The 26822-nt window shown below is 72.1% G+C and carries 28 protein-coding genes; 25 read left to right on the forward strand and 3 right to left on the reverse strand.

The window, feature by feature from the left end:
• Positions 1–49: 49 nt before the first annotated feature.
• Complete coding sequence (locus ACRWK8_RS04780) at positions 50–3382, forward strand: right-handed parallel beta-helix repeat-containing protein (RefSeq protein ID WP_378738807.1); 3333 nt, start codon at positions 50–52, stop codon at positions 3380–3382.
• A 59-nt stretch (positions 3383–3441) separates the two neighbouring features.
• Entirely contained in the window at positions 3442–3795 is a 354-nt protein-coding gene (locus ACRWK8_RS04785) for a hypothetical protein (protein ID WP_378738805.1), read from the forward strand.
• 4 nt (positions 3796–3799) lie between these two features.
• On the opposite strand, the gene ACRWK8_RS04790 is transcribed toward ACRWK8_RS04785, so the two are convergent.
• The gene (locus ACRWK8_RS04790; RefSeq protein ID WP_378738803.1) at positions 3800–3955 is read right to left on the reverse strand and encodes a hypothetical protein; all 156 of its coding nucleotides are present in this window, start codon (positions 3953–3955) and stop codon (positions 3800–3802) included.
• 251 nt (positions 3956–4206) lie between these two features.
• Here ACRWK8_RS04790 and ACRWK8_RS04795 point away from each other — a divergent pair, with 251 nt between their 5' ends.
• Positions 4207–4413, forward strand: a complete 207-nt coding sequence (locus ACRWK8_RS04795; RefSeq protein ID WP_378738801.1) for a hypothetical protein — start codon at positions 4207–4209, stop codon at positions 4411–4413.
• A gap of 58 nt (positions 4414–4471) precedes the next feature.
• Positions 4472–4861 carry a hypothetical protein gene (locus ACRWK8_RS04800; protein WP_026128957.1) on the forward strand — a complete coding sequence of 130 codons (390 nt, stop codon included), beginning with the start codon at positions 4472–4474 and terminating at the stop codon, positions 4859–4861.
• Between the two features lie 109 nt (positions 4862–4970).
• On the opposite strand, the gene ACRWK8_RS04805 is transcribed toward ACRWK8_RS04800, so the two are convergent.
• Positions 4971–5510, reverse strand: coding sequence for a hypothetical protein (locus ACRWK8_RS04805; protein WP_378738799.1), 540 nt, complete (start codon positions 5508–5510; stop codon positions 4971–4973).
• A 551-nt stretch (positions 5511–6061) separates the two neighbouring features.
• Here ACRWK8_RS04805 and ACRWK8_RS04810 point away from each other — a divergent pair.
• Complete coding sequence (locus ACRWK8_RS04810) at positions 6062–6301, forward strand: hypothetical protein (protein WP_378738797.1); 240 nt, start codon at positions 6062–6064, stop codon at positions 6299–6301.
• A gap of 124 nt (positions 6302–6425) precedes the next feature.
• The gene (locus ACRWK8_RS04815; protein WP_378738794.1) at positions 6426–7019 is read left to right on the forward strand and encodes an RNA polymerase sigma factor; all 594 of its coding nucleotides are present in this window, start codon (positions 6426–6428) and stop codon (positions 7017–7019) included.
• 74 nt (positions 7020–7093) lie between these two features.
• On the opposite strand, the gene ACRWK8_RS04820 is transcribed toward ACRWK8_RS04815, so the two are convergent.
• On the reverse strand, positions 7094–7618 hold the full coding sequence (locus tag ACRWK8_RS04820) for an inorganic diphosphatase (protein ID WP_378738791.1): 525 nt from the start codon (positions 7616–7618) through the stop codon (positions 7094–7096).
• An 83-nt stretch (positions 7619–7701) separates the two neighbouring features.
• On the opposite strand from ACRWK8_RS04820, the gene dacB reads away from it, so the two are divergent.
• The 19 genes from dacB (at position 7702) to ACRWK8_RS04915 (ending at position 26794) form a co-directional block, all read left to right on the forward strand.
• Positions 7702–9048: a D-alanyl-D-alanine carboxypeptidase/D-alanyl-D-alanine endopeptidase gene (gene dacB, locus ACRWK8_RS04825; protein ID WP_431868588.1), complete on the forward strand. Its 1347-nt coding sequence runs from the start codon at positions 7702–7704 to the stop codon at positions 9046–9048.
• A 455-nt stretch (positions 9049–9503) separates the two neighbouring features.
• On the forward strand, positions 9504–10589 hold the full coding sequence (locus ACRWK8_RS04830) for a zinc-dependent metalloprotease (RefSeq protein WP_378738785.1): 1086 nt from the start codon (positions 9504–9506) through the stop codon (positions 10587–10589).
• The gene (gene tilS, locus ACRWK8_RS04835) at positions 10586–11554 is read left to right on the forward strand and encodes a tRNA lysidine(34) synthetase TilS (RefSeq protein WP_431868591.1); all 969 of its coding nucleotides are present in this window, start codon (positions 10586–10588) and stop codon (positions 11552–11554) included. The genes ACRWK8_RS04830 and tilS overlap by 4 nt, the downstream gene beginning before the upstream one ends.
• 109 nt (positions 11555–11663) lie before the next feature.
• Positions 11664–12218: a hypoxanthine phosphoribosyltransferase gene (gene hpt, locus ACRWK8_RS04840; protein WP_378738781.1), complete on the forward strand. Its 555-nt coding sequence runs from the start codon at positions 11664–11666 to the stop codon at positions 12216–12218.
• 247 nt (positions 12219–12465) lie between these two features.
• Complete coding sequence (gene ftsH / locus ACRWK8_RS04845) at positions 12466–14466, forward strand: ATP-dependent zinc metalloprotease FtsH (protein WP_378738778.1); 2001 nt, start codon at positions 12466–12468, stop codon at positions 14464–14466.
• Complete coding sequence (folE, locus tag ACRWK8_RS04850; protein WP_378738775.1) at positions 14463–15056, forward strand: GTP cyclohydrolase I FolE; 594 nt, start codon at positions 14463–14465, stop codon at positions 15054–15056. The genes ftsH and folE overlap by 4 nt, the downstream gene beginning before the upstream one ends.
• Before the next feature lie 102 nt (positions 15057–15158).
• Positions 15159–16064, forward strand: coding sequence for a dihydropteroate synthase (gene folP / locus ACRWK8_RS04855; RefSeq protein ID WP_378738771.1), 906 nt, complete (start codon positions 15159–15161; stop codon positions 16062–16064).
• Entirely contained in the window at positions 16061–16507 is a 447-nt protein-coding gene (locus ACRWK8_RS04860) for a nuclear transport factor 2 family protein (RefSeq protein WP_378738769.1), read from the forward strand. The genes folP and ACRWK8_RS04860 overlap by 4 nt, the downstream gene beginning before the upstream one ends.
• Positions 16507–16878 carry a dihydroneopterin aldolase gene (gene folB / locus ACRWK8_RS04865; protein ID WP_378738766.1) on the forward strand — a complete coding sequence of 124 codons (372 nt, stop codon included), beginning with the start codon at positions 16507–16509 and terminating at the stop codon, positions 16876–16878. The genes ACRWK8_RS04860 and folB overlap by 1 nt, the downstream gene beginning before the upstream one ends.
• On the forward strand, positions 16875–17423 hold the full coding sequence (gene folK, locus ACRWK8_RS04870) for a 2-amino-4-hydroxy-6-hydroxymethyldihydropteridine diphosphokinase (protein ID WP_378738764.1): 549 nt from the start codon (positions 16875–16877) through the stop codon (positions 17421–17423). The genes folB and folK overlap by 4 nt, the downstream gene beginning before the upstream one ends.
• Positions 17413–17904 (forward strand): DUF3180 domain-containing protein, encoded by a 492-nt coding sequence (locus ACRWK8_RS04875; protein ID WP_378738762.1) that lies wholly within the window; start codon positions 17413–17415, stop codon positions 17902–17904. Before folK ends, ACRWK8_RS04875 begins: the two co-directional genes overlap by 11 nt.
• A 160-nt stretch (positions 17905–18064) precedes the next feature.
• Positions 18065–18556 (forward strand): PH domain-containing protein, encoded by a 492-nt coding sequence (locus tag ACRWK8_RS04880; RefSeq protein ID WP_431868639.1) that lies wholly within the window; start codon positions 18065–18067, stop codon positions 18554–18556.
• An 84-nt stretch (positions 18557–18640) separates the two neighbouring features.
• Positions 18641–20050, forward strand: a complete 1410-nt coding sequence (locus tag ACRWK8_RS04885) for a PH domain-containing protein (RefSeq protein ID WP_431868596.1) — start codon at positions 18641–18643, stop codon at positions 20048–20050.
• A 238-nt stretch (positions 20051–20288) separates the two neighbouring features.
• Positions 20289–20528 (forward strand): chaplin family protein, encoded by a 240-nt coding sequence (locus ACRWK8_RS04890; protein WP_352388334.1) that lies wholly within the window; start codon positions 20289–20291, stop codon positions 20526–20528.
• A 444-nt stretch (positions 20529–20972) separates the two neighbouring features.
• Positions 20973–21209 carry a hypothetical protein gene (locus ACRWK8_RS04895; RefSeq protein ID WP_378738756.1) on the forward strand — a complete coding sequence of 79 codons (237 nt, stop codon included), beginning with the start codon at positions 20973–20975 and terminating at the stop codon, positions 21207–21209.
• Between the two features lie 164 nt (positions 21210–21373).
• Positions 21374–22258, forward strand: a complete 885-nt coding sequence (locus ACRWK8_RS04900; protein WP_378738754.1) for a Rossmann-like and DUF2520 domain-containing protein — start codon at positions 21374–21376, stop codon at positions 22256–22258.
• Between the two features lie 175 nt (positions 22259–22433).
• Positions 22434–23315, forward strand: a complete 882-nt coding sequence (panC, locus tag ACRWK8_RS04905; protein ID WP_431868599.1) for a pantoate--beta-alanine ligase — start codon at positions 22434–22436, stop codon at positions 23313–23315.
• Positions 23316–23358: 43 nt separating this feature from the next.
• Positions 23359–25950 carry an L-aspartate oxidase gene (locus ACRWK8_RS04910; RefSeq protein ID WP_431868601.1) on the forward strand — a complete coding sequence of 864 codons (2592 nt, stop codon included), beginning with the start codon at positions 23359–23361 and terminating at the stop codon, positions 25948–25950.
• A gap of 61 nt (positions 25951–26011) precedes the next feature.
• Positions 26012–26794: a type III pantothenate kinase gene (locus ACRWK8_RS04915; RefSeq protein WP_431868603.1), complete on the forward strand. Its 783-nt coding sequence runs from the start codon at positions 26012–26014 to the stop codon at positions 26792–26794.
• The last annotated feature ends 28 nt before the right edge of the window (positions 26795–26822 follow it).

Genomic DNA, 26822 nt, shown 5'->3' on the forward strand with positions numbered 1-26822 from the left:
AGACCCTCCGGCGCGGCGCCGGGGCCGAAACCCCCATGGGAGTCGATGGATGATCACGGTCCGCGTCTCGAAGACAGATCCCGCCGCCACTTCCTCGCTCGGGAAGGCGGTCCGGGAACACCGGCACGCCGGGGAGGACCTGCACCTGCGCGTCGCACCGGGTGACTACGTGGAACCCCTGGTCATCGGGGTTCGGGGGCGGGTGGTCGTGACGCCCGACGAGGGCGCCGGGACGGTGACCGTGGCCGCGACCGGTGAGACCAACGTGTTCAACGTGCACGAGGGCGGGAGCCTGGAGCTGCACGGGATCTCCGTGCGGAGCGCCTCGGAGGAGTACCCGCCGCTGTACGTCCAGAAGGACGCCCGGCTCCGGGCCGTGGACTGCGTCTTCACCGCGCCCCGCAGGGTCAACGTGGTGGGCGCCCGCGCGGAGATCGTCGGCTGCCGCTTCGAGGAGAGCGGGCTGCTGTGGGACGCCAGCGAGGGCAGCGTGAGCGAGTGCTACTTCGCGGGGGCGGTGATCGCGGTCCAGGGCCGGTGCAGCCCGAAGATCAGCGGGACGGTCTTCACCGGGGCCCACGAGGACTGGCACACGCTGTACGTGGCCAACGCGTCCCCGGAGTTCACCGACTGCGCGCTGGTCGACGGCGGCGGGGTGTACGTGCGGGACCGGGCGCGGGCGGAGTTCACGGACCTGAGGGTCACCGGCTCCTACGACTGGCCCGTGCGGGTCTACGAGCGCTCCAAGGCCACCTTCACCCGCATGGTGGTCGAGGGCGCGCGCAAGGAGGACACCGACGCGTTCTTCGTGCACGGCGACTCCGAGGGAACGCTGAACGACTGCGAGATCACCGACGCCACCCGGACCGGCGTGGCGATCGAGGGCGGCAGGCTCACCGTCCGGGGGCTGACGGTGACCGGCACCGCCACGGACGCCGTGCTGGTCGACGGCGGCCAGGCCGACGTCACCGACCTGCGGTGCACGCGGATCGGCAAGGCCGCGCTGCTCATCGCGGACGGGGCCCGGGTCACCGTCGCGGGGATGTCCGTGGCCGAGAGCGGCGTGGAGGAGCGCGGCGCCATCGCCTCCGTACGCTCCCGGTTCGAGGTGAGTGACCTCAGGGTGAGCCGCTGGCACGGGCCGATGGCGATCGTGGTGGGCGGCCGGGGGTACTTCGAGGACATCGTCGGGCACGACGTGGGCTCGGGTATCCACAGCCGTGAGGACGCCACGCTCAAGGTGCGCGGCATGGTGCTGCGCGACGCCCGTGAGGACGGGCTCAACATCCTCGACGGCACCGAGGTCCAGCTCCACCAGGCCGACCTGTCCGACTGCGGCGAGGACGCCGTCTACGTCCAGGGCGGGCACGTCACGGTGCGCTCCTCGACCCTGTCCGGGAGCGGGGAACGCGGGATCAGGGTGGGGGAGGGCGGCGTGGCCGCCCTGGAGGACACCTCGATCCGGGACGGGCGCGGGGACGGGGTCATGGTGGAGGAGGGCGGCCGGGTGCGGTTGGTGCGGTGCACCGTGACCGGCAACGACGAGGAGGGTCTGTGGGCCGCCGACAGCGCCTCCGTGTACCTGGAGGAGAGCACCATCAGCGGCAACCGGGGCGGCGACCCGGACCAGGGCGGTAACGGCGACCGGGCCGCTGCGCGGGTGGCGGGGACTGGGGCGGCCCGGCCCGACGAGGGCGCGGCGGCGGCCCAGGAGTCCGGTGACGCGACCGTGCGGGACCGGGCCCGTCCGCTGGAGACCCTGCTCGCCGAACTGGAGGGCCTGGTGGGCCTGGAGCGGGTGAAGAAGGAGGTCCGCGCCCTCGTCAACATCCAGAGGGTGAGCGCCAAACGCCTGGAGGCGGGGTTCCCGCCGCTCAACGTGAGCCGCCACCTGGTGCTCTCGGGGCCCTCCGGGGCAGGTAAGGCGACCGTGGCCCGGTTGTACGGGGAGATCCTGCGCGCGCTGGGCCTGCTCAGCCAGGGACAGTTCGTGACGGTCGGACGCGACGACCTGGTGGGCGACGGCGCCCGGAGGACGGCGGAGCTGGTGGAGCGCGCCCGGGGCGGTGTGCTGTTCGTGGCCGGGGCGCACGCGCTGGGCCGGGGGCAGGAGGCGGTCGACACCCTGTCCGACCTCATGAAGGAGCTCCGCGACGAGGTGGTGGTGGTCCTCTCCGGCCCCACCGGCGCGATGCGCGCGCTGCTGGACACGAATCCGGCGCTGCGCTCGCGGGTGGCGCGCACGGTGGAGTTCGAGGGCTACTCCCCGGAGCAGCTGGGCGGGATCTTCGAGGGTATGGCCGGGACCCGCGGCTACACCCTGGGGGAGGGCACGCGTGACCTCCTGCTCCAGCACTTCCGGGGACGGCTCGCGGAGGGTTCCTTCGGCCACGGTCGGGAGGCGCGGGCGGTGTTCGAGGAGGCGCTGCGGGTCCAGGCCGAACGCGTCACGGGGGGCGGCTACCAGACCGTCGAGGACCTCACCCAGATCCGGACCGACGACCTGGAGAGCCTGGTGGCCGAGGGCCTCACGAGCGTGGACGGGCCGGTCGACGGCGTGCGGGTGAACGCCCTGCTGGCCGGGCTGGACGGCATGGTGGGGCTCGACGAGGCCAAACGCCAGGTGAGGGGGCTGACCGAGCTCCTGCGCCGGGCCCGTACGGAGGGGGGCCGGCCCCCCTCCGCGCGGCACCTGGTGTTCCTGGGGGACCCGGGAACCGGGAAGAGCACGGTGGCCCGGCTCTACGGCGAACTGCTGGCCGCTCTGGGGGTGCTGCCCCGGGGGCACGTGGTGGAGGCCTCGCCGGGGAGCCTGGTGGGCCCGCCGGGGCAGCGGGGGCCCGGGAGGGTCGCGCGGCGGACGCGCGCGCTGTTCGAGCGGGCGCGCGGCGGCCTGCTGTTCCTGTCCGACGCGGATGTGCTGAACAGGGATTTCTCCGGTGGGCGCGGGGTCGGTCAGGACGTGGTCGACACCCTGCTGAGGCTCATGGAGGAGCATCGGGACGAGGTCGTGGTGGTCGTGTCCGGCCGTGCGCGGGAGACGACCGGCTTCCTCGCGGACCACCCGGGACTGGCCGCCCGGCTCTCCCGGACGGTGGAGTTCCCCTCCCACGATCGGGAGGAGCTGGCCGCCGTCTTCGTGGGGATGGCCGAGCGGGCCGACCTCCTGGTGCCGGAGGCGACCCGGTGGGCGCTCGCGGAGGTGTTGGGGACCGTCGAGGGCAACGGGCACGGGGTGCGCGCGCTGTTCGAGGCGAGCCTCACCAGGCAGGCGGGACGGATCGAGGCGTCGGCGCTGGCGGGGGACAACCCCGACGTGTCCGAGCTCCGGACCCTGCTGCCCGAGGACCTTCCGGACGGGGACCGCGGCTTGGCGGAATGATTACTCCGCGTGAAGGGGTGTTGTGCCTGCTGTGTCCGAAGTATGGGTAGGTGGGCGTTATGAGTCTGATGTTCATGCTGTTCGCCCTGTTGGGCGCCGTGGTCGTTCTCGGCGGTGGCTCCTACGCCCTGCGCAGCGTTCTCGCCCACATGGAGGCGCGCGTGGCGCTCGCGGAGCCCGAGCCGCCCCCGAGGCCCGAGCCCGACCCGCACGTGGGCGGGTACGTCCCGGTCCAGGGCGACCCCGGCGCACTGCCCGCCGAACTCCGCGACCGGGTGCGCAACCTGATCGCGCTGGGCCGCACCGAGGACGCGGTCCGCGTGGTGCGCGCCCGCCTCGGCGGTGACGAGGCGGGCGCGCTCAGGGTCGTGCGGCGTCTGGGCGGCGAGGAGCGGCCCGCGCTGGAGTCCTGAACCCTCAGATCCTCTGGCGGTTCTGGAACCAACCCCACACGGCGGTCGCGACGAACAGCAGACCGCCGATCACGGCCAACCAGAACAGCCCCTTGATCACGACGCCGAGGATGGCGAGGATCAGCCAGACGGCGAGCAGGACGAGGACGAGGTAGATCATGGGACCCCCAGGTGGTCGGCGTTTTCGGTGACGACCTACCCCGACGTCCCGCCTCCGAAGCGGTTCCGCCCCCTCGGGGTCGAGTGCCGTCGACCACGGTCCGTCGGGCCCCTCCCGGCCCGGCGGCCCCTGCCGCCCGCGGGTGTTCCGGGGGCCACTCCACCCGGCACCGCCGCTGTTCGAGGCACAGGGGTGACGGGGCCCATGGGGCGAGTGTGTGCAGAAGGCCGATTCTGGGGAAGGGAAGGAGCATGAGTCTGGAAGAGGCGTCACGTCAGCTGGAAGCCACCATCCACGACGCGCGAGTCGCGTTCGACTGCATCCTGCTGGAGGAACTGGACCGGGCACACACCAACGCGATCACCGCCAGGGCCGCCGTGGACGCGGCCGAACAGGCCATCCGGGTGGAACTGGAGAAGCGCACGGCCGAGAAGGAAGAAGCCGACACCCCCGACTGATCGGAGGGCTCCGCGATCTCGGAGCCGTGGACATCGAACATACTTTCGAACAGCGGGTATGCTGTGTGGTATGCCCGATCAGTCCCTGACATCGGACTGGCCCGCGAGTGTGCACCCACCCGGGTCGGACTCCTTCGAGCAGACGGCCCTGGAGTGGCTGTTCGACCACGTGCCCGCCGACTACCGGCTGCACGGGGTTCTGCGACGTCATCCCGTGGCCCTCTCCCGCCTGGCCCGCCAGTACGTCTCCGCGACGCTGGACGCGGCCCGGGAGGGGTACCGCACGGCCCGCGTGGACCTACGCGGCCAGCTCCCGCCGCACGCGCTGGACCAGGTGATGAACGCCTACCTCGCGGAGGGGCGGCGCACCGCCGAGGTCCTGCGCGCGGTCGAGGCCGTGGACGGTGCCCTGCGCGCGGCGGCCCCGGATCGGGGCCGCGATGAGTGAGCCCTCGGGACACGGCCCCGTACCAGAGCCGTCCGGGCCGTCCCGGGACGATCCGCCGGTTCCGCGCCGGGCACGGTCGCACCGCCCCGCTCGCTCGGGGCCGGGGTGCTCAGGCGCTCACGCGGACCAGGACGGCGACCTCGTCACCGGTGTTCACCAGGTGGTGGTGGCCCCGGACGGAGCCGTCGGCGCCGCCGACCACGCGGGTCCGGCCGGGAGCCAGCTCCGCCGCCGAACGCATCTGGCCGTCGGGGCCGGAGGTGATCAGGTGGGCCCGCCCACTGACCAGGTGCAGGACCTCCATCCCGTGCGGACGGTCGGAGCGCTGGGCCGGGCCCGGGACGAAACTGTTCGGTTCGAGGGCCACCGTGGTCACCCGGAGGCGACCGCCCGCGTGACGGCGGGCGCTGCGCGGGGCGGGCTGCCAGTGGCCCCTGCGGGTCGGCCACAGGGTCGGTCGGCCCAGTGCGGCGGCGGCGCCGCGGGCCGCGGTGACCAGCTGGCCGACGGTGGGCAGACGGCGTTCCACCAGGTGGGCGTAGCCGGAGGTCCGTCCGGCGTCCACCACGTCACCGATCCCGTCGAGGGAGACGGACGCGGTGCGCGGGCGGGGAGTGTGCTCGGTCGTGGCCAGGACCTGCTGGGGCATCGTGGGAAGATCCTTCACGTGTACGCGACCGGGTCCGGTGACCGGGGCCGCGAGGGTGTCGTCAATGGGCCCCGGACGGCGCGGGGCGGCAGGGGCGCCCACACCGAACGCACGTTCGGAGAGGACAATCACCCTGGTGGAGTTCGTTCGCGGACCGGTCACGCCGGAAGGCGGAGGCCGCTCACGGACTGGTCGGGCGGGGTCGGTCGACTCGGACCCCTCGGCTTCGACTCAGCGACGACAACACGGACACGCCGCACGGGCCAGGTGGCAGGAGACCCAGGGGGTCGTACGAGCCGTGGCGTCGGTGCGGGTGCGCGGATACATGGACGTAAGGAGACCAGCAAAGACGGTGGCGCGTCAAGCGAACGCCGTGAATCGTGCGTGTCGGACCACGTACCGGTCCGCCCGGAACGTGTTGCGGGCGGCGTCCCGTGGTGGTGACATGTGGAACCCGAGAACACGGCGCGTCCGTCGAACCGGAGTCCATCCCCCAGTACAGCCGTAGTGACAGGAGTGGCCGTGCAGCCGTCCGTCCCCAGAGGGCAGCCTTGACCCCCGAGGCTCAGGGACTGTGGGCGCGTGTCCTGGTGCGTGCCCTCGTGGTGGTCGCCGCCGGTGTGATGGCGCTCGGTTTCCTGGGCCCCGGTGCGGCGCTGCTGGTCGCCTTCCTGACCGCGCTCACCCACGTGCTGCTGTGGGCACGATCCCGCTACGCGGGCTTCCTGTTCGTCGACCCGGGGGACGATCCCCCCGAGGACCGCGACGACCCGCGGGACGCCTCGGACTGAGGTCACACTCGCCCCGACGAAACACCTTCCGGGCAGGTCGGAGCTGTTCCGGGGCCGCGAGAGGGCGGCGGTCGTCCGGCGAGCCGTGGGACGGTGGGCCGGGCGCGGCGTAGATTCTAGGTCTATGACGGACCGGGACCTCCTGCACGCCCTGCGCTTCGACCGGGCCGACACCGCGGACGCCTACGCGAGGCTCCTCGACGCGTACGGAGACGAGCTGTACCGGCGCTGCATCCTGGTCCTGCGTGACCGGGACGCCGCGCACGTCGTCCTCAGGGACACCCTCATCGTCGCCCGCGCACACGCCGGGCGCCTGGCCGACACCGAGCGCCTGGGGGAGTGGCTGCACGCCCTGACGGAGGCCGAGTGCGCCCGCTACCTGGAGAGCAACCGCGCGCACCGGGCCTGGGACGCCCACCCCCTGGCCCTGCCCGCGAGGACCGACCTCGTCCCGGCACGGGTCCTGAACGGCATCGGCAGACCCGAGCTGGCCGGGTACCGCAGCCACGTCGCGGCCCGGGCGGACCGCCTCGGCCGCGACGGCTTCCCGCTGCCTCCGGGTTCCGGACCCCTCGCGGACGGCCCGCTGCCCCGGCTGTCCTTCGTCATCGCCCTGCTGTGCGCGCTGCTGGTGCTCGTCCTGGCCGGGTACGCGCTGACCCGCGACCCCGGCCGTGAACTGGGCACGGACGCGCCGCAGATCGCCAAGGCCACCTGACCCCTCCCGATCCCGGGCACGACGAAGGCCCGGCGGGAAACCCCGGCCGGGCCTGGCAGACACCGGAACTCCGGTTACGGGGCCTCGTTGGTGATGTGCGAGGAGTCGCCGTGCACACCGGCCTCCTCCGCGCGCTTCACCGACGCGATGATCTCCTGCTCGGCCTCGTGGCGGCCGACCCAGCTGGCGCCCTCGACGGACTTGCCGGGCTCCAGGTCCTTGTACACGGTGAAGAAGTGCTCGATCTCGAGGCGCTCGAACTCGTTCACGTGGTGAATGTCACGCAGGTGCTCCTGGCGCGGGTCCGTCGCCGGGACGCACAGCAGCTTGTCGTCGCCGCCGGCCTCGTCACGCATCCGGAACATGCCGATGGCGCGCGCCCGGATCAGGCAGCCCGGGAACGTCGGGGCCTTGAGCAGGACAAGCGCGTCCAGGGGGTCGCCGTCCTCACCGAGCGTCCCCTCGACGAAGCCGTAGTCGGCGGGGTAGGTGGTGGAGGTGAACAGCATGCGGTCGAGACGGATACGACCGGTCTCGTGGTCCACCTCGTACTTGTTGCGCTCCCCCTTGGGGATCTCGATCGTAACGTCGAATTCCATGCTGATCTCGGCTCCCAATGCGACTAATGTCGCCGTATAACTACAACGTCAGGCCGCGACACCGACGGAAGGCAGGTCCCCGGGTGCGACGGGTACGAGGCGAGGCGTTCCTCGCGCTGGCCCTGCTCAACATATTCGTGCTGATCACCGGGTTGGTCGCCCTGGACGTGATCGAGGCGCGACCGCTTGCGGCGGTGCCCAACCCCGTCACGCGCGCCGACGGCGTGGCGGCGGTTGCACCCACGACCCCGACCCCGGCGGACCCGGCTCGGATCGCGGACATTCTTGATGATCCCATGTCATCGTCCGGGCTCGATGAGGGCCTCTCCGGTTACGTCGTGGACGGCGTGACCGGAGAGACGCTCTTCGAACGCGACGCGGACACCCCCGTGACCCCGGCGTCGACGACGAAGATCGCCACGGCCGTCGCCGTCCTGGACACCGTCGGCCCCGACCACGTGCTGCGGACCGAGGCCTACCTCGACGCCGAGGAGAACCGTGTGGTGCTGCGTGGTGGGGGAGACGTGACACTGACCACGACCGCCGACTCCGCAGACTACCCGCAGGTAGCCACTCTGGAGGATCTGGCCGGGGACACCGCCGCCGCCCTCGACGACCTGGGCCTGGGCACCGTGACCGTCGGCTACGACGACTCGTTCTTCACCGGCCCGGACACGGCCCCCGGGTGGAAGCCCAACTACGTCACCGAGGGCAGCACGGCCACCATCCACGCCCTGATGATCGACGGAGGCCGGGTGGACCCCGACACGTCCACCCGTTCCCCGAACCCGCCGCTGGCCGCCGCCGAGGTGTTCGCGGAGCAGCTGGAGAAGGTTGGACTGACCGTCGAGGGCACGCCAGCCGAGACCGGCGTCTCCGGCGACCCCGTCGCCTCCGTGGACTCCGTGCCGATGAGCGCCCTGGTCGAGTTCATGATGCTCGCCAGCGACAACAACATGGCCGAGTCGCTGGGACGGATCACCGCCCTGGAACTGGGCGAGGAGCCCGACCACGCGGGGGCCGCCGCCGCCACCCACCGGGTCATGGACAGCCTGGGCATCGAGGGGGTCCGCCTCTCCGACAACAGCGGCCTGAGCACCGAGAACCGCATCACGCCGCGAGCCCTGGTCCAGCTGGTCAAGACCGCCGCCGACGATCCGCGCCTCAACGCCACCATCACCGGGCTGCCCACCTCCCACTCCACCGGGACCCTCGCCGGGCGCTACTCCGAGCACAGCAGCTCCCACGCGGCGGCGGGCCTCGTCCGGGGCAAGACCGGAACCCTGGACGGCGTCAGCACCCTGGCCGGGACCATCCACGACCAGGAGGGCAACGTCTTCGTGTTCGCCCTGATGGCCAACAGCCCCGGCGCGACCGGCCCCCAGATGGACACGCTGGCCGCGGCACTCAGCCAGTGCGGGTGCGGTTAGAGGAAGTGTGCTTGGCGGGCTGAGCAGTGTTGTTTGGGGCCTCCGCTTCGCTTCGGCCCGTGTTCGGGCGCCCGGAAAGGCAGGAACCTTCGGCGCCTGCGGTGTGATGGCTCGTTCCTCGCGATCCCACCTGCGGCACCTCCAGAACCCTGCCGGCGCCCGAACGAAAGCACCCCCCTTGTGGCCTTGGGCCCTGCGCGGGTCTCACGCTCGGGGCTGAACTGGGCGGTCGGCTCCTCGACCGTGGCTGAGGCGGAGTGGTGGCCCGGATCCCCTTGGGGTTGGCCGTTCGAGCGCCGGAGAGTCCGGGTTTCAGTAGGCACAGTGCAAGAGGAGTCGAGCCGCCAGCGAGGAACGAGCCAGGCGTGGACGACGATGAAGAATCCCTCTGCAAAGGCGCCGAACCCGGGCCGAAGCGAAGCGGAGGCCCAAAACAAAATGGGTAGGCTGGCGGTGTGACTGTTATCGACTGGGACGTAGCCGTCAACACCGGTGTCCGCCTCGTGCGCCCTGGGCCGCAGGTGGACCTGTCCGACGCGCGGCAGGCCGTGGTGCAGTTGCGCGAGCTGTCCACCGTGGCGGCCGGGCACGTGCGTGACTTCACCGGAATGAACCCCCTCGAACCCTCAGGGCCCGCGGTCATCGTCGACCGTCCGGGATGGATTCGAGCCAACGTCGACGGGTTTCGGGTCGTACTCGAACCCGTACTCGAACAGATGGGCGCCGACCGGCTGAACAACAGCCCGGCCGGGAACCTGACCAGCGCGGTCGGTTCGCGGATCACCGGGGTGCAGCTCGGGGCGGTCCTGTCCTACCTGGCCGGGCGGGTCCTCGGCCAGTACGAACTCTTCCTGCCACCGGACCCCGACGGCCACGCGCCGACCGGGCGCCTGACCCTGGTGGCGCCCAACATCGTCAACACCGAGCGGGAGCTGGGTGTCGACCCGCGCGACTTCCGCCTGTGGGTCTGCCTGCACGAGGAGACGCACCGGATGCAGTTCACGGCCACGCCGTGGCTGCGCGGGCACGTCCAGGACCTCATGCGGGAACTCCTGCTGTCCACGGAGATGGACGCCTCGGACCTCATCGACCGGCTGCGCCAGGCGGGCGAGGCCGTGGCGGACGCCGTGCGGGGCGGCGAGAGCAACCTCCTCACCGCGTTCCAGACCCCGGAGCAGAGCGCTCTGATGGACCGCGTCACCGCCGTCATGAGCCTGGCCGAGGGCCACGGCGACTACGTGATGGACGCCGTGGGGCCGGACGTCGTCCCCTCGGTGGAGACCATCCGCACCCGCTTCCAGAAGCGGCGGGAGACCCTCAACCCCCTCGACCGGATCATGCGCCAGCTGCTGGGCATGGACCTCAAGATGAAGCAGTACGAGGAGGGGGCCGCCTTCGTCAGGCAGGTCGTCGCGCAGGTCGGGATGGCCGACTTCAACCGGGTGTGGACCTCGCCCGAGACGCTGCCCACCCTGGAGGAGATCCGCGCCCCCTCGCAGTGGATCGAACGGGTCGTGCGCCCCGCCGCCATCACCGAGTGAGCGGACCGCCCCCCGCCGTGGCCGCCGTCCGCTCGGCGGTCCGGCGGGCGCTGTCCGAGCTGCCCGAGGGGACGACCGCCCTGGTCGCGTGCAGCGGCGGCGCCGACTCCCTCGCCCTGGCCGGTGCGCTGGCCTTCGAGGCGCCCCGGATGGGGGTGCGCGCGGGCGGCGTCACCGTCGACCACGGGCTCCAGGAGGGTTCGGACGAACGGGCCGGGGCCGTGGCCGGGATCATGTCCTGGCTCGGGCTGGACCCGGTGCGGGCGGTCACCGTGCGGGTCGACGGGGCGGGGGGACCCGAGGCGGCGGCTCGTCGGGCCCGCTACGACGCCCTGGACGGGGTGGTCGACGCATTCGGTCCGGCCGTGGTCCTGCTCGGCCACACCCTGGACGACCAGGCGGAGACGGTCCTGCTCGGGCTGGCCCGGGGGTCGGGGGCCCGGTCCCTCGCCGGGATGGCCCGGCGCACCGGCGCCTACCTGCGTCCCCTGCTGGACCTGGACCGCGCCACCGTCCGCGAGGCGTGCGCCCTGACGGGGCTGAGCCCGTGGGAGGACCCGCACAACCACGACCCGCGCTTCGCCCGCTCCCGGGTGCGCCACGAGGCCCTGCCCGCACTGGAGGCGGCCCTGGGGCCGGGGATCGCGGCCGCGCTGGCCAGGACCGCCACCCTGCTGCGCGCGGACGCCGACACCCTGGACGCGCTCGCGGACGCCCTGCACGAGCGCGCCCGGGAGGGCACGGGACTGGCCGTCGCACCCCTGGAGGGGGCCGAACCCTCGCTGCGCTCCCGTGTGCTCCGTCGTGCCGCCCTCGAATCGGGGTGCCCGGCCAGCGCACTGAACGCACGTCACGTACGTGAGCTGGATCGCCTCGTCACCGAATGGCGCGGACAGGCCCACATCGACCTCCCCGGCGGGGTTCGGGGACGTCGGAGCGCTGGTCGGATCGTCTTCGGGCGCTGAACCGGACACCGTGCCCCGGGTCCGGGGCGACCCTCCGGGCACCGTGACCTCGTTCGGCACGTTTATCCTGGTTGCCGCAAACGGGGAACCCAGCAGCGAGGACGTGAGCGTGGACGCTAAGGACATGGGCGAGGACCTGGAGAAGGTCCTGGTCACCGAGGAAGAGATCAGGGCGCGCCTGGCCGAGCTGGGGGCGCGGATCGACGCCGACTACGAGGGCCGGGACCTGCTGATCGTCGGCGTGCTCAAGGGCGCCGTCATGGTCATGGCCGACCTGGCGCGGGCGCTGCACAACCCCGTCTCCATGGACTGGATGGCGGTGTCCTCCTACGGGGCCGGGACCACCTCCTCGGGTGTCGTGCGCATCCTCAAGGACCTGGAGACCGACATCAAGGACCGCGACGTCCTGATCGTCGAGGACGTCATCGACTCCGGGCTGACCCTCTCCTGGCTGGTGGGCAACCTGAAGTCGCGCGGCCCCCGGTCCGTGGAGATCTGCACCATGGTCCGCAAGCCCCTGGCCTTCGACGTCGACCTCGACGTCAAGTACATCGGCTTCGACCTGCCCAACGAGTTCATCATCGGCTACGGGCTCGACTACGCGGAGAAGTACCGGAACCTGCCGTTCATCGGCACCCTCGCCCCGCACGTCTACGAGAAGTAGCGTTCGGCGCCGCCGCGCGGGCTCCGCGCGGCGGCGGTCGCGGGAACAACGGAGCGGGTCACCGTCGTTGCGTTCATGACGGACCCGTCACCGGCGCGAGCGGTGTGCCCGCTCCGCACGGCGAGGTGTACCGTCGAATATCCCGGCGTCATCGCAGGGAGCACGTGTCCGATAGGTCCTGCTTCGGAATCTCCTCTGGGGCGGGCGGCCTGGTCAGGAGGGACGGACCCGACAGGGTTCCGCTCACATGAATCTGAAGCGTTTTTTCCGCGGCCCGTGGATCTGGATCCTGGCTGTCGCCCTCATGCTCGTCATCGGCTTCCGCGTGTTCGACGTGGGCGCCGGTCCCCAGCCCGAGGAAGCGGACATCTCGACGGTCTACCAGCTCATCGAGCAGGACAAGGTGGACAACGCCGAGATCGTCGACCGCGACCAGCGCATCCGACTGACCACGGTCGACGAGGACATCCTCGAGGCGTACTGGGTCGAGGGGCAGGGCCTCCAGCTGGCCGACATGCTCCAGGAGTCCAGTGAGAACCCCGACGGGAACCTGAAGGCCTACGAGGTCTCGGTGGCGACCACACCGATCTGGACCACGGCCCTGTTCAGCCTCCTGCCGCTGATCATCATCATCGTCATCTTCTGGTTCATCTTCAGCCAGATGCAGGGCGGCGGCTCCCGGGTCATGCAGTTCGGCAAGTCCAAGGCCAAGCTCATCACCAAGGACACCCCGAAGAACACCTTCGAGGACGTGGCCGGTGCGGACGAGGCCATCGAGGAGCTCCACGAGATCAAGGAGTTCCTCCAGAGCCCGGAGAAGTTCCAGTCGATGGGGGCGAAGATCCCCAAGGGCGTCCTGCTCATGGGCCCGCCCGGAACCGGCAAGACCCTCCTGGCCCGCGCGGTCGCCGGTGAGGCCGGGGTGCCGTTCTACTCCATCTCCGGTTCGGACTTCGTCGAGATGTTCGTCGGTGTGGGCGCCTCGCGTGTGCGCGACCTCTTCGAGCAGGCCAAGGCCAACGCCCCCGCGATCATCTTCATCGACGAGATCGACGCCGTCGGCCGCCACCGCGGCGCCGGTATGGGCGGCGGGCACGACGAGCGCGAGCAGACCCTCAACCAGATGCTGGTCGAGATGGACGGCTTCGACGTCAAGGGCGGCGTCATCCTGATCGCCGCCACCAACCGCCCCGACATCCTCGACCCCGCGCTGCTGCGCCCGGGCCGCTTCGACCGCCAGGTCGTCGTGGACCGCCCGGACATGGACGGTCGCAAGGACATCCTCGCCGTGCACGCCAAGGGCAAGCCGATGAGCGAGGACGTCGACTTCACCGTCATCGCCCGCCAGACCTCCGGGATGACCGGCGCCGACCTGGCCAACGTCATCAACGAGGGCGCGCTGCTGTCGGCGCGCGCGGACAGCAAGGTCATCACCCACGCGGTCCTCGAGGAGGCCATCGAGCGCGTGATGGCCGGTCCGGAGCGCAAGACCCGCGTGATGTCGGACCGCGAGAAGAAGGTCATCGCCTACCACGAGGGCGGCCACGCCCTGGTGGGCCACGCGCTGCCCAACGCCGACCCGGTCCACAAGATCACGATCCTGCCGCGCGGCCGTGCCCTCGGCTACACGATGTCGGTGCCGACCGAGGACAAGTTCCTCACCTCCCGCTCGCAGATGATGGACCAGCTGGCCATGATGCTCGGCGGCCGTGCCGCCGAGGAGCTGGTCTTCCACGAGCCCACCACGGGTGCCGGGAACGACATCGACAAGGCCACCAGCCTGGCCCGCAACATGGTCACCGAGTACGGCATGAGCGAGCGCCTGGGCGCCCGCAAGTTCGGCTCCGGCAACACCGAGCCGTTCCTGGGCCGCGAGATGTCCCACGCCCGCGAGTACTCCGAGGAGATCGCCTCCCTCATCGACGAGGAGGTGCGCCGCCTCATCGAGTCCGCGCACGACGAGGCCTACGAGGTCCTCGTCGAGTACCGCGACGTGCTCGACGAGCTGGTCGTGCAGCTCCTCGAGAAGGAGACGCTCACCAAGAGCCAGGTGCTGGAGGTCTTCGAGCCGGTCGTCAAGCGGCCCGCCCGCGGTTCCTACACGGGCTACGGCAAGCGCCAGCCCTCCAGCCGCCCCCCGGTCCGCTCCAAGAAGGAGCTGGCCGCGCTGAACGGCGCCGACGTCCAGAGTCCGTCCAGCAACGGTCAGCACCCGGGGCCGACCACCACAGAAGGAGACCAGGAGTGAGCTCGGACCTGCCCGCCAGACCCGTGGACCGCGAGCGCATCGAGCACGCGGTTCGGGAGATCCTCATCGCCATCGGGGAGGACCCCGACCGCGACGGCCTCGCCAAGACTCCCGAGCGGGTCGCCCGGGCCTACGAGGAGCAGTTCTCCGGTCTGGGTCAGAAGCCCGGTGACGTCCTCACCACGGTCTTCGAGGCCGACCACGAGGAAATGGTCCTGGTCAAGGACATCGAGCTGTACTCGACCTGCGAACACCACCTGGTGCCGTTCTTCGGCGTGGCGCACGTGGGCTACATCCCGGGCCCGCACGGCCGGATCACCGGGCTGAGCAAGTTCGCCCGCCTCGTGGACGTCTACGCCCGGCGCCCGCAGGTGCAGGAGCGCCTCACCGGGCAGGTCGCGGACGCCATCATGGAGCACCTCGACCCGCGCGGGGTGATAGTGGTGGTCGAGGCCGAACACCTGTGCATGACCATGCGCGGGGTGCGCAAGCCCGGCGCGAAGACGGTCACCTCCGCCGTGCGGGGCATCTTCCGCAGCAGCGACCGCACCCGTTCCGAGGTCATGAGCCTCATTCTCGACCAGCGCTGACGCCGTCCGCGGGCGGCGCCCGGTCCGGACCCCGACACCACCGGCCGAGGGGCCGGGGGCCGTGTGCCCCCGGCCCCTCGGCGTACGCGTAGGGTGATGCGCATGGCGCCGAAACACACACTTCCAGGGCTGCCCGACCGCGGGCGGTGCCTGGTCATGGGGGTCGTGAACGTCACCCCCGACTCCTTCTCCGACGGCGGGTCCTGGTTCGACCCCGAGCGCGCGATCGAACACGGTCTGCACCTCGTGGAGGAGGGCGCGGACATCGTCGACGTGGGCGGTGAGTCCACCCGCCCCGGAGCCCAACGGGTCTCGGCCCCCGAGGAGCTGCGCCGTGTGGAACCGGTGGTGCGCGAACTCGCCTCGCGCGGGATCGCGGTCAGTGTGGACACGATGCGGGCCGAGGTCGCCGCGAGCGCGGTCGACGCCGGTGCGGTACTGGTCAACGACGTCAGCGGCGGTCTCGCGGACCCCGAGATGGCGCGACTCGTCGCTTCTTCCGGTGTCGCCTACGTGTTGATGCACTGGCGTGGGCATAGTCATGACATGCAGAGCCGTGCCGTGTACACGGATGTCGTCCAGGAGGTCCTCGATGAGCTCCGCGACCGTATGGAGGCCATGATCAGTGCAGGTGTCGACCCCGGCCAGATCGTTCTGGACCCGGGTCTGGGATTCTCCAAGCGTCCCGAACAGGCGCACAACTGGGCGCTGCTCCAGAACCTCGACCGGTTCCACGAACTGGGCCGGCCCGTCCTCGTGGCGGGTTCACGCAAACGCTTCCTCAGCCGCCTGCTCGGAGACGCCAAGGGCGAGGACCGCCCCTTCGTCGGGTGCGACGCGGCCACCGCGGCCGTGACCACCCTGTCCGCCGACCGCGGCGCCTGGGCGGTCCGGGTGCACGACGTCCGTCCGAACGCCGACGCCGTGCGCGTGGCGGCGGCCTGGGCCGACGGCGGGGCCAGCCTCGCCGAGGGCCGGGACCGGACCGTGGACCGGGGTGACGCGTGAAGTCCCGCCAGGAGGTCATGGAGCGCGTGGGCGAGGCCAACGCGCAGTTCTACAGCGCCATCGAGAACGGCGACATCGACCTGATGCGCACCGTGTGGGCGGAGGAGCACGAGGCCCCCGACCTGGTGTGCGTCAACCCCGGGTGGCCGCTCCTGCGCGGCCGTACCGAGATCATGCGCGCGTGGTCACTGATCATGGCCAACGTCACCTACATCCAGTACGTGCTCACCGAGACGCACATCGGGGTGGGCGGGGACATCGCCATGGTGACGTGCGAGGAGAACGTGCTGACGGCGGAGGACGGCAGCCCCGGGTTCGTCGCGGGCGGTCAGGTGGTCACCACCAACCTGTTCGTGGACACCGAACAGGGGTGGCGGCTGTGGTCGCACCACGCCTCCCCGGTGCTGATGGAGGACGACGACGAGGCGGAGGCCGAGGACTGATGCGGGACCGCGTCGAGCTCCGCGGCCTGCGGGCCCGGGGCCACCACGGGGTGTTCGACTTCGAGCGTCGCGACGGGCAGGACTTCGTCGTGGACGCCGTGCTGTACCTGGACACCTCCCCCGCCGCGGCCAGCGACGACGTCCGCGACACGGTGCACTACGGCGAGCTGGCCGACCGGCTGGTCGCGGTGGTCACCGGCGAGCCGGTGAACCTGATCGAGACCCTGGCCGAGCGCCTGGCCGGGGTGTGCCTGGCCGAGTCCCTGGTGGAGGGGGTGGAACTGACGGTGCACAAGCCGTCGGCGCCCATCGAGCACGAGTTCGCGGACGTGGCGGTCACCGTCACCCGGGGGCGGAGGGGCCCGTGGTGAGCCCGGCGACGCGGGCCGTGCTCTCCCTGGGGTCCAACCTCGGGGACCGCAGGGCCACCCTCCAGGGCGCGGTGGACCTGCTCTCGGCGGGGGAGGGCGTCACCCCGGTGACGGTCTCCCCGGTCTACGAGACCGCTCCGGTGGGCGGGCCCGACCAGGGCGCGTTCCTCAACGCGGTCCTGGTCGTGGACGCCACCGTCGGCCCCAAGGACCTGCTGGAGCTGGCCCGTTCCGCCGAGCGCGCCTTCGAGCGGGTCCGCGAGGTCCGGTGGGGGCCGCGCACCCTGGACGTGGACGTGATCGCCTTCGGGGACGTGACCGACGACGACCCGGAGCTGACCCTCCCGCATCCGCGCGCGCACCTGCGCGCGTTCGTGCTGCGGCCCTGGCTGGACACGGACCCCGGCGCGGTCCTGCCCGGCCGGGCCCCGGTCGCCACCCTGCTGGCCGGGGTGGAGGAGGCCGACACCGAGGGGGAACAGGAGCTGACCGTCCGGGAGGACCTGCGGCTCCGGCTGCCCGGGGAGGCCGGACGTGTCGGGTGAGGGCGGGGGCACGCTCGCCCCGACCGGGTGGCGCGTCCCCACCCTGCTGGCGCTCCTCGGGGCGCTGGCGGGGTTGCTCGTCGCCAACTCGGTGAGCGGTCTGCCCCTGATGCCGTGGTCGGCGATCCCGACCCTGGTGCTGCTCGCCCTTGCGGAGGGGTTCACCGCAGGGCGGACCGCGCGCCGGGTCCGCCGGGCGCCCGGGACCGAGCCGATGGAGCCGCTGAGCGCGGCCCGTCTGCTGGCGCTGGCCAAGGCCAGCGCGCTGTTCGCCTCGCTGGCCGCCGGGTACTTCGCCGGGACGGCGCTGTCCGTCACGGGGCGGCTGGAGCTGCCCAGCCACCGCGAGGTGTTCCTGATCGCCCTGGGCACGGCGTTCGCCGCCGGTCTGCTGCTCGCCGCCGCGCTCTACCTGGAGCACGCCTGCCGGGTGCCCGAGGACGAGGACGAGGACCGGAACGACCCACCGGGGCTCGCCTAGGACGTGCCGTCCCGCCCGGAACGGGGTGGAACGCGGTCGACTCCGGGTTACGGCCGAGCCGTTTCGGGCGGGCACGGCCCGCTGATGATTGACTGAGCCCGTGGACACCAGTGAACCGACACCGCCGACGCCGGAGGGCGCCGCACCGCCCCCTCGCCCCGTGGACGACGCCTTCGCGGCGCCCGGGGGCACCGACTGGTCCCGGGTTCCGGTCGCGCTGGCCTGGTACCGCCGCCTGGTGACGGCCGCGGGCTGTCTGGCCGTCGGCGCGGTCGGGTCCCTGCTCCTGTTCCTGTGGCGTGGACCGTGGCCGGCCGTGGTCTGGGCGGTGCTGGTCCTGGTGGCCGCCGTCGTGCTGTGGCTGCTGGCCGGGCGCTTCCAGCGCTCCTGGGGCTACGTCGAGGGGGCCGCCGAGCTGTACCTCACCTACGGAGTGCTGGTCCGTCAGCTGGTGGTCGTCCCCTACGGCCGGATGCAGGTCGTGGACGTCACGACGGACCTGCTCGAACAGGCGCTGGGGATCGCGACCGTGCGGGTGCGCACCGCCGCGAGCACGGCGGACACACGGGTGGTGGGGCTTCCGCTGGCCGACGCAGTCCAGATGCGCGACCGCCTCGCGGCGCGCAGCGAGACCTTCTCCACGGGGTTGTAAGTGCACGGACGACCGCAGCCGGGCCCGTGGTCGCGGGGGCCGCACCGACCCGGACCGCCTCCGCCGCCCTCCTGGGGCCCGGCGGTGCTGCCGCCGCGCCCGGCCTGGGGTCCCCCGGCACCGCCCCGGCGGCGTGATCCGGCCGACGACGTCACCAGGGGGGTGTTCCGCTCACACTGGCTGATCATCCCGCTCCAGGTCATCGGGGTCACCCTGGTCTTCGTGGCGCTGGTCGGCCCGATCCTCAGCCAGTTCGGGCTCGCGTGGGTGTTCGTGCTGACCGTGGCCGTGGTGTTCGGCTCCCTCGCCTACGCGCTGCCCGCGTGGTGGTACGGCTCCTTCGGACTGAGGGAGGACCATCTGGTGGTACACAGCGGGCTGCTCCTGCGCAGCTCGCGGGAGATCCCGCTGAGCCGCCTCCAGGCGGTGGACGTGGTGCGACCGCTGCTGATGCAGGTGTTCGGCCTCGCGGAGCTCAGGGTCGAGCTGGCCGGCGGTGACGGGAGCGCCATCCGGTTGCGCTGCCTGCGGTGGAAGGTGGCCGAGCGGATGCGCGTGGCGGTGCTGGCGCACGCCGCCGGACTCTCGGGCCGTGCCCCCGAGGCGCCCGAGTGGCCCTTCTACCGGCTCCCCTTCCTCCTGCTCCTGGGCGCGTTGACGTTCCGCGTGCCGGTGCTGCTCTCGTTCGTCCTGCTGCTCCTGCTGCTCACCGCGTTCGTGGTCTTCCTCGAACCCGGAGCGCTGGCCGGGGCCGTCCCGCTCGTCCTCGGGCTGCTGCGCTACTACTGGGGCCCGCTGGCGCGGTACACGGACTTCTACGCTTCGTCGTCCTCGGACGGGCTGAGGCTGCGTTACGGGATGTTCCAGCGGCGCATGCAGACGGTCCCGCCCGGCCGGGTGCAGGCCGTGCGCGTGGTGGAGCCGCTGCTGTGGCGGGCGCTCGGGGTGGCCCGGGTCGAGGCGACGGTGGCGGGCTACGCGGGCGCGCGCCAGGCAGACTCGACGGCACTGCTTCCGGTGGCGCCCCGGGGGAGGGCGTTCGCTCTGGTGAACGAGGTGTTCCCGGAGAGCGAGGCGGCGCTGGTGCCGTTGGTGGACAACCGTGTCCTGTTGCCGCAGGCGGTGGGGGTGGACGAGCGGTTGTTCGTGAGTGTGCGCGGGCTCCTGTGCCGGGTGACCGAGATCGTGCCGGTGGAGCGGATGCAGGCGCTGCGGCTCTCGGCCGGTCCGGTCGCGCAGCTGAGGGGCCGGGTCACCGTGGACGTGGACACGCCTCCGGGGCCGGTCACGGCGCGGGCCGCCGACCGCGAGGCGGGGGAGGGGCGCCGCTTCCTGGACGTCCTGGTGGAGAACGGAAGGCGCGCGAGAGTGCCCTCGGCGGGAACGGAACGGTGGGCCACCCGGGCGACCATGCACGGAGACTCGACCAACAGCGGGGACAAGGGTGAGAAATCGGCGGGTTCGGGCGGTGACACCCCCGGGGCGCCAGAGTGACGTGTGTCACATTATGGGGCCGCAGAGGCTGTGGTTCGGGGTTGCATGTCCGACATGTCTTCTCACTCATGGTGATACTTCCAGGTCAGGACCGGAAAACTCTTTCGTGTTCTGGCCACGGAGCGCGACGGAGTATGGCTAAATAGTGGTGAACACGTTGAGTGTTCACTGTCATACACATCGTCAACGTTATCGACCGGTTGGCGCCCCCGCTCGCCGGTCTGACGGGAGAAAACACATGCTGAAGAAGGCTCTCGCCGCCACGGCCATCGCCGCTGCCGCTGGCAGCGTCCTGTTCGCCGGCACTCCTGCCATGGCCAACAGCAACGTCTTCACCTCCGGCAACGGCGGCATCCTGAGCGGCAACCAGCTCGTGGCGGATGTCGACGCGCCGATCAACGTCTGCGGCAACGCGATCTCCATCCTGGGCGTCTCCGGTGCCAACTGCACCGGCTCCGGCGCGGTCGTCAAGAACTAAGTGCCGGACTGACCTCCCGGCCCGCCCGGGCGGGGGTGTCCGGTCGGCGACGTCCCGACCGATCCGACCCGGCCCAGGGCCAGCGAGCTTTCCGCGCAGGGGCGCCACTCCGTGACGACGGAGTGGCGCCCTTTCGTGTGCCCGGAGTCCGCGCGGGGCCGTGGTGCGCGCCCGGAACCGGGGTTGGTGTCTGACTGCAACCCCGAACCCCCGTCACGCTGCGCGCACGCCGTGGAGGCCGAAGTCCCCTCCTTTGTCCCGATCGACGCCGGGACGTCCCGTCACCCAGTGTCAACGCCAGCCGATCCCCTGTGATCAATGCAGCTCAGGCCATGTTCACGAGAGCCGTGCGTCGATAACTTCTTTCTCGACGCCCCCGGGCGCCACCGAAGGGTCACTGCGAGTCCGGACGGCCCCCCGTCCGGACATTGAAGGAGACAAGAAGTGCTGAAGAAGACGCTCGCCACCGGTGCCGTGCTCCTCGCCTCCGCCGGAGTCCTCCTCTCCGCCGCCCCCGCCGCGGCGCACGGACCCTGGACCCCGCACCACTCCAACGCCAGCGGCAACATCTCCTACATCAAGGACCTGGAGGCCGAGAACGAGGGCTGCGGCAACTCCAACGCCGTCCTCGGCCAGTCCCTGGGCTCCTGCTTCAACTCCGGAGTCATCATCCAGAACTGATCCCGTGGGGCGGGTGCCCTCACCCGCCCCCTCTCCCCGCCGCTCCTCCGCCCCGTCCCCACCCCGGGGGCGGGGCGGCTGGTCAGCGGTCCCGGAGGGCTATCGTGTGCTCAGAGCACGGTGCGGATGAAGCGGACGCACCGGACCACGAGGGGACACGATTGATGGAGACGACCGAGGGGCGCCCCGCCCGCCTGCGCGTCGGCGTGATCGGGGCGGGCCGGGTCGGCTCCGTCCTGGGCGTCGCCCTGGCCCGGGCCGGGCACAGGGTCGTGGCCGCGTCGGCGGTCTCCGACGCCTCACGGACCCGCGTCGAGGAACGGCTGCCCGGCGCGCGCGTCCTCGAACCGGCCCGGGTGGCCGAGGCCAGCGACCTCGTCCTGCTCACCGTTCCCGACGACGCGCTCCCCGACCTCGTCGAGGGCCTGGCCGCGACCGGGACCGACCTGCGCGGCAAGATCCTCGTCCACGCGAGCGGCGCCCACGGCTACGGGATCCTCGCGCCCGCCACCGTCGTCGGCGCCCTCCCGCTCGCCCTGCACCCGGCCATGACCTTCACCGGTCGCGACGAGGACGTCGAACGGCTCGCCAACTGCGCCTTCGGCGTGACCGCGCCGGAACAGCTCCGGCCCATCGCGGAGGCCCTCGTGGTCGAGATGGGCGCCGAACCGGTGTGGATCGCGGAGGACAGGCGCACCCTCTACCACGCGGCCCTCGCGGGCGGGGCGAACCACCTGGTCACGCTGGTCGCTGACAGCGCCTCGCTGCTCTCCGCAGCCGGGGTGCCCGAACCCGCCCGGATGCTCGCCCCCATGCTCAGCGCGGCCCTGGACAACGCCCTGCGCCTGGGGATCCACGGCCTGAGCGGGCCGGTCCTGCGCGGCGACGCCGGGACCGTGGCCGGACACGTCGAGCAGCTGCGCGAGCACGCCCCCGAGAGCGTGGCCAGCTACGTCGAACTGGCCCGCCTCACCGCCGACCGCGCCATCAACGCCGGGATGCTCAAGCCCGAGGACGCCGCCCGACTGCTGGACGTCCTCCGGCGCTGACCGTCCCGGCGGCGGCCGTCAACCGGGCCCTGGATCCCGAGGCACGGCCCTCCGGCCACGAGGGTTCCCCGCGCACATTGACGCGCCACCGCTTCCACGACGTCCACCGGCACACGCACGGACACCGGCACCGCCCCGGACCCGACGCGGCCCCGGCAGACCACGAAGGAGAACCATGACCGATCCCGTCCGGCGCGACCGCGCCACCGGTCCACTCGTCGTCCGCACCCCGGAGGAACTGCGCCGCGCCCTGACCGACGCGGGCCGGGTCGGATTGGTCCCCACCATGGGCGCCCTCCACGGGGGCCACCGCAGCCTCATGCGGCTGGCCCGCGAACGCGCCGACACCGTCGTGGTCAGCATCTTCGTCAACCCGCTCCAGTTCGGCCCGAACGAGGACCTGGACCAGTACCCGCGTGACCTGCCCGGAGACACCCGGCTGTGCGCCGAGGAGGGTGTGGACGTGGTCTTCGCACCCGAGACCGCCACCATGTACCCGCGTCCGCAGATGGTCACCGTCGACGCCGGGACCATGGGGGAACGCCTGGAGGGCGCCTCCCGCCCCGGCCACTTCACCGGTGTCCTCACGGTGGTCACCAAGCTGTTCCAGCTGGTCCGCCCGGACCTGGCGCTCTTCGGGGCCAAGGACGCGCAGCAGATCGCCCTGGTCCGCCGCATGGTCGCGGACCTCGACCTCCCCGTGGAGATCGTCGGCGCCCCGACCCTCCGCGAGTCCGACGGCCTGGCCTCCTCCAGCCGCAACGTCTACCTCACCGAGCGGGACCGCGCCAGCGCCCTCCACCTCTCCCGCGCCCTCCGCGCGGGCGCCGACGCCGCGCCCGGGGGAGCCGACGCCGTCCGCGCGGCCGCCCGCGCCGTGCTGGACGAGGCGGCCCGGGCCACCCCGCCGGTCGAACTCGACTACCTCGCCCTGGTCGACCCGGCGACCTTCGCTGACGCCGCCGACGACCACCGGGGCGACGCCGTCCTGGCCGTCGCCGCCCGGGTGGGCCGGACCCGGCTCATCGACAACGTGACGGTGGGCCTCCCGTCGTGACCGTCCCGCCGCACTGCTCCACCGCCCCAGGAGAGACCCCCAGATGACACCTGCCAGACAGACCCGTGTCGAGGCCCCCGAACCGGGGTGGACCGTCCACGCCGACGTCGCCGTGGTGGGCTCGGGCATCGCCGGTCTGAGCACCGCGCTGCGCTACGTCCGCCGAACCGACACGGGCCGGGTCGTCCTGGTCACCAAGGACCGGCTCTCCACCGGATCCACGGCCTACGCCCAGGGCGGCATCGCGGCGGCGATGGCCCCCGAGGACGGTCCGGTCGCCCACATGGTCGACACCCTCCTGGCCGGTGCCGGGATGTGCGACCCCCACGCGGTGCACGTCCTGGCCACCGAGGGGCCCGACGCGCTGCGCTGGCTCATCTCCCTCGGCGCCGAGTTCGACCGGGACGACGACGGGAGCCTCTCCCTGACCCGTGAGGGCGGGCACCGCGCCGACCGGGTGGCCCACGCGGGCGGCGACGCCACCGGAGCCGAGATCCAGCGCGCCCTGGTCCATGCGGTCCTGTCCGAGGAACGGATCGAGGTCGTCGAACACGCCGTGGCCCTCGACGCCCTGCGCGATCCGGAGAACGGAGCGGTGCTCGGCGCCACCCTGCACGTCATGGGTGAGGGGGAACGCGACGGCGTCGGCGCCGTCCTGGCGCCCGCGTTGGTATTGGCCACCGGGGGGATGGGCCAGGTCTTCGCGGCCACCACCAACCCGACCGTGTCCACGGGCGACGGCCTCGCGCTGGCCGCCCGTGCCGGGGCCCGCCTGCGCGACCTGGAGTTCATCCAGTTCCACCCGACCGTGCTCTGGCTCGGACCGGACGCGCGCGGACGCCAGCCCCTGGTCTCCGAGGCCCTGCGCGGCGAGGGCGCCTACCTCGTGGACGCCGAGGGCCACCGCATCATGGAGGGGGTGCACGAGCTCGGTGACCTGGCCCCCCGCGACGTCGTGGCCCGCACCATCGCCCGGACCATGGCCGAACAGGACACCGACCACGTCTACCTGGAGACCCGCCACTTCGGCCGGGCCACCTGGGAGCGCCGCTTCCCGACCATCCTGGCCTCCTGCCGCTCCCACGGGATCGACCCGCTCACCCAGGTCGTCCCGGTGGCCCCGGCCGCGCACTACGCCTCGGGCGGGGTCGAGGTCGACATCGACGGCCGCACCGGGGTCCCCGGCCTGTGGGCGGTGGGGGAGGTCGCCCGCACCGGCGTGCACGGGGCCAACCGTCTGGCCTCCAACTCCCTCCTGGAGGGCCTGGTCTACGCCGACCGGATCGCCACCCGTCTGGCCAGGGAGGAGAGGCGGAGCACGGAGTCCGCGCGGGCCACCGGAGCGACCGCGCCGCTGGCCGACCCGTCCACCGTCGCCACGGTCCGTGCCCTGATGTCCCGCGACGCCGGTGTCCTGCGCACCGGCGAGGGCCTGGCCGCACTGGTCGACCGGCTCGACGCCCTGGCCGCCCCCACCTCGCGTGTCGCCCCCGGCGTCGCCGCGTGGGAGGCCACCAACCTGCTCACCGTGGCGCGCCTCGTGGCCGCCGCCGCGCTGCACCGCACCGAGAGCCGGGGCGCGCACCAGCGCGCCGACACACCCGAACCCCGACCCGAGCTGCGCGTGCGGCCCGTGGTCGTCCGACTGGAAGGGGACACGATCGTGACCACCGACGAGATCCGGGAGCCCGAGCTGCCACCCGCCCTCGTGAGCGAGCTCGACGCCATCGCGTTCCCCCTGGCCCAGCCCGACCCCTCACCGGAGGCGCGCGCGGAGTTCACCCTCCCGTGGACCGCCCCGCACCAGTCCCACGTGGACACCGTCCGCCGCGCCCTGGCGGAGGACCTCACCGCCGGTCCCCGGATCGACGTCACCACCGTGGCGACCATCCCCGCCGACCAGGTCCGCACCGCCCACGTGGTGGCGCGAGCCCACGGCACGGTGAGCGGGCTCCCCCTTGCGGAGCTCGTCTTCTGGATGGTGGCCGAGGGCGCGGTGGACGTCACGCGGGTGGCGCGGGACGGCGACTCCGTCAAACGCGGCGACGTGCTCATGACCGTCACCGCCCGCACCCGCGACCTGCTCACCGCCGAGCGCACCGCGCTGAACCTGCTCACCCACATGTCCGGCGTCGCCACCGCCACACGCACCTGGGTCGACGCCGTGGCCGGTACCGGGGCGCGGATCCGGGACAGTAGGAAGACCACGCCGGGGCTGCGCGCCCTCGACAAGTACGCGGTCCGCTGCGGCGGCGGGGTCAACCACCGCTACTGCCTCAGTGACGCCGGGCTGGTCAAGGACAACCACGTGGTCGCCGCCGGGGGAGTGGCCGAGGCGGTCCGCGCGATCCGCGCGCGCTTCCCGGACCTGCCCCTGGAGGTCGAGGTGGACCGGATCGACCAGATCGAGGACGCCCTGACCGCCGGGGCCGAGGAGATCCTGCTGGACAACTTCCCCGTGGAGCGGCTCACCGAGGCCGTGGCCCTCGTGGACGGTCGCGCCCGCCTGGAGTCCAGCGGCGGACTCACCCTGGACGTGGCCGCCGACGTCGCCCGCACCGGGGTCGACTACCTGGCGGTCGGGGCGCTCACCCACTCCAGCCCGGCCCTGGATATCGCGCTCGACCTGTTGTGAGGGGCCCTCTTGGTGGAGGATTCCTTGGGTACACACCAATTCGACCAGTGAGGCCCCCAGAATGCTGCTCGCGATCGACGTCGGCAACTCCGAGACGGTCTTCGGTCTCTTCGACTCCGACGACCTTCTCGAACACTGGAGAGTGGGAACCGACACCAGACGCACCGCCGACGAATGGGCGGTGGTCCTGCGCGGGCTCATCGACGGCAGCTCCCTGAACGACCCGAGCGAGGTCGACGGCATCGCCATGTGCTGCTCGGTCCCCTCCGTCCAGCACGAGATGCGGGACATGTTCCGCCGCCACTTCGGGGACCTGCCCGCGGTGATCGTCGAACCGGGGGTGAAGACGGGCGTGCCGATCCGGATGGACAACCCCAAGGAGGTGGGCAGCGACCGGATCATCAACGCGCTGGCCGCCAGCCACCTCTACGGGGGGCCCAGCGTGGTGGTGGACTTCGGGACCGCGACCACCTTCGACGCCGTCAGCTCCAAGGGCGAGTACGTGGGCGGTGCCATCGCCCCGGGCATCGACATCTCGGTGGACGCCCTGTCCCGGCGGGGGGCCCAACTGCACATGGTCGAGATCGTCAGGCCGCGCTCGGCCATCGCCAAGAACACCACGGAGGCGCTGCGCTCGGGGATCGTCTTCGGCTTCGCCGGGCAGGTCGACGGCATCGTGGACCGCATGGTCGCGGAACTGACCGACAACCCGGACGACGTGACGGTGGTCGCCACAGGAGGCCTGGCGGGCACGGTGGTCAGCGAGTGCGAGACCGTCGACGTCCACGAGCCCTGGCTCACCCTCACCGGGCTGCGCCTGGTCTTCGAACGCAACGCGGGCTGATCCCCCGGGTGGGCGGCCCCCGCGCCCA

It is taken from the genome of Nocardiopsis eucommiae, assembly GCF_965344335.1.
Classification (GTDB): Bacteria; Actinomycetota; Actinomycetes; order Streptosporangiales; family Streptosporangiaceae; genus Nocardiopsis; species Nocardiopsis eucommiae.

Bases quoted from the DNA above. Each gene is read 5' to 3' on its own strand.
- ACRWK8_RS04780 (WP_378738807.1), top strand. From the start codon at position 50: ATGATCACGGTCCGCGTCTCGAAGACAGATCCCGCCGCCACTTCCTCG.
- ACRWK8_RS04785 (WP_378738805.1), top strand. From the start codon at position 3,442: ATGAGTCTGATGTTCATGCTGTTCGCCCTGTTGGGCGCCGTGGTCGTT.
- ACRWK8_RS04790 (WP_378738803.1), bottom strand. From the start codon at position 3,955: ATGATCTACCTCGTCCTCGTCCTGCTCGCCGTCTGGCTGATCCTCGCC.
- ACRWK8_RS04795 (WP_378738801.1), top strand. From the start codon at position 4,207: ATGAGTCTGGAAGAGGCGTCACGTCAGCTGGAAGCCACCATCCACGAC.
- ACRWK8_RS04800 (WP_026128957.1), top strand. From the start codon at position 4,472: ATGCTGTGTGGTATGCCCGATCAGTCCCTGACATCGGACTGGCCCGCG.
- ACRWK8_RS04805 (WP_378738799.1), bottom strand. From the start codon at position 5,510: ATGCCCCAGCAGGTCCTGGCCACGACCGAGCACACTCCCCGCCCGCGC.
- ACRWK8_RS04815 (WP_378738794.1), top strand. From the start codon at position 6,426: ATGACGGACCGGGACCTCCTGCACGCCCTGCGCTTCGACCGGGCCGAC.
- ACRWK8_RS04820 (WP_378738791.1), bottom strand. From the start codon at position 7,618: ATGGAATTCGACGTTACGATCGAGATCCCCAAGGGGGAGCGCAACAAG.
- ftsH (WP_378738778.1), top strand. From the start codon at position 12,466: ATGAATCTGAAGCGTTTTTTCCGCGGCCCGTGGATCTGGATCCTGGCT.
- folP (WP_378738771.1), top strand. From the start codon at position 15,159: ATGGCGCCGAAACACACACTTCCAGGGCTGCCCGACCGCGGGCGGTGC.
- folB (WP_378738766.1), top strand. From the start codon at position 16,507: ATGCGGGACCGCGTCGAGCTCCGCGGCCTGCGGGCCCGGGGCCACCAC.
- ACRWK8_RS04890 (WP_352388334.1), top strand. From the start codon at position 20,289: ATGCTGAAGAAGGCTCTCGCCGCCACGGCCATCGCCGCTGCCGCTGGC.
- ACRWK8_RS04900 (WP_378738754.1), top strand. From the start codon at position 21,374: ATGGAGACGACCGAGGGGCGCCCCGCCCGCCTGCGCGTCGGCGTGATC.
- panC (WP_431868599.1), top strand. From the start codon at position 22,434: ATGACCGATCCCGTCCGGCGCGACCGCGCCACCGGTCCACTCGTCGTC.
- ACRWK8_RS04910 (WP_431868601.1), top strand. From the start codon at position 23,359: ATGACACCTGCCAGACAGACCCGTGTCGAGGCCCCCGAACCGGGGTGG.
- ACRWK8_RS04915 (WP_431868603.1), top strand. From the start codon at position 26,012: ATGCTGCTCGCGATCGACGTCGGCAACTCCGAGACGGTCTTCGGTCTC.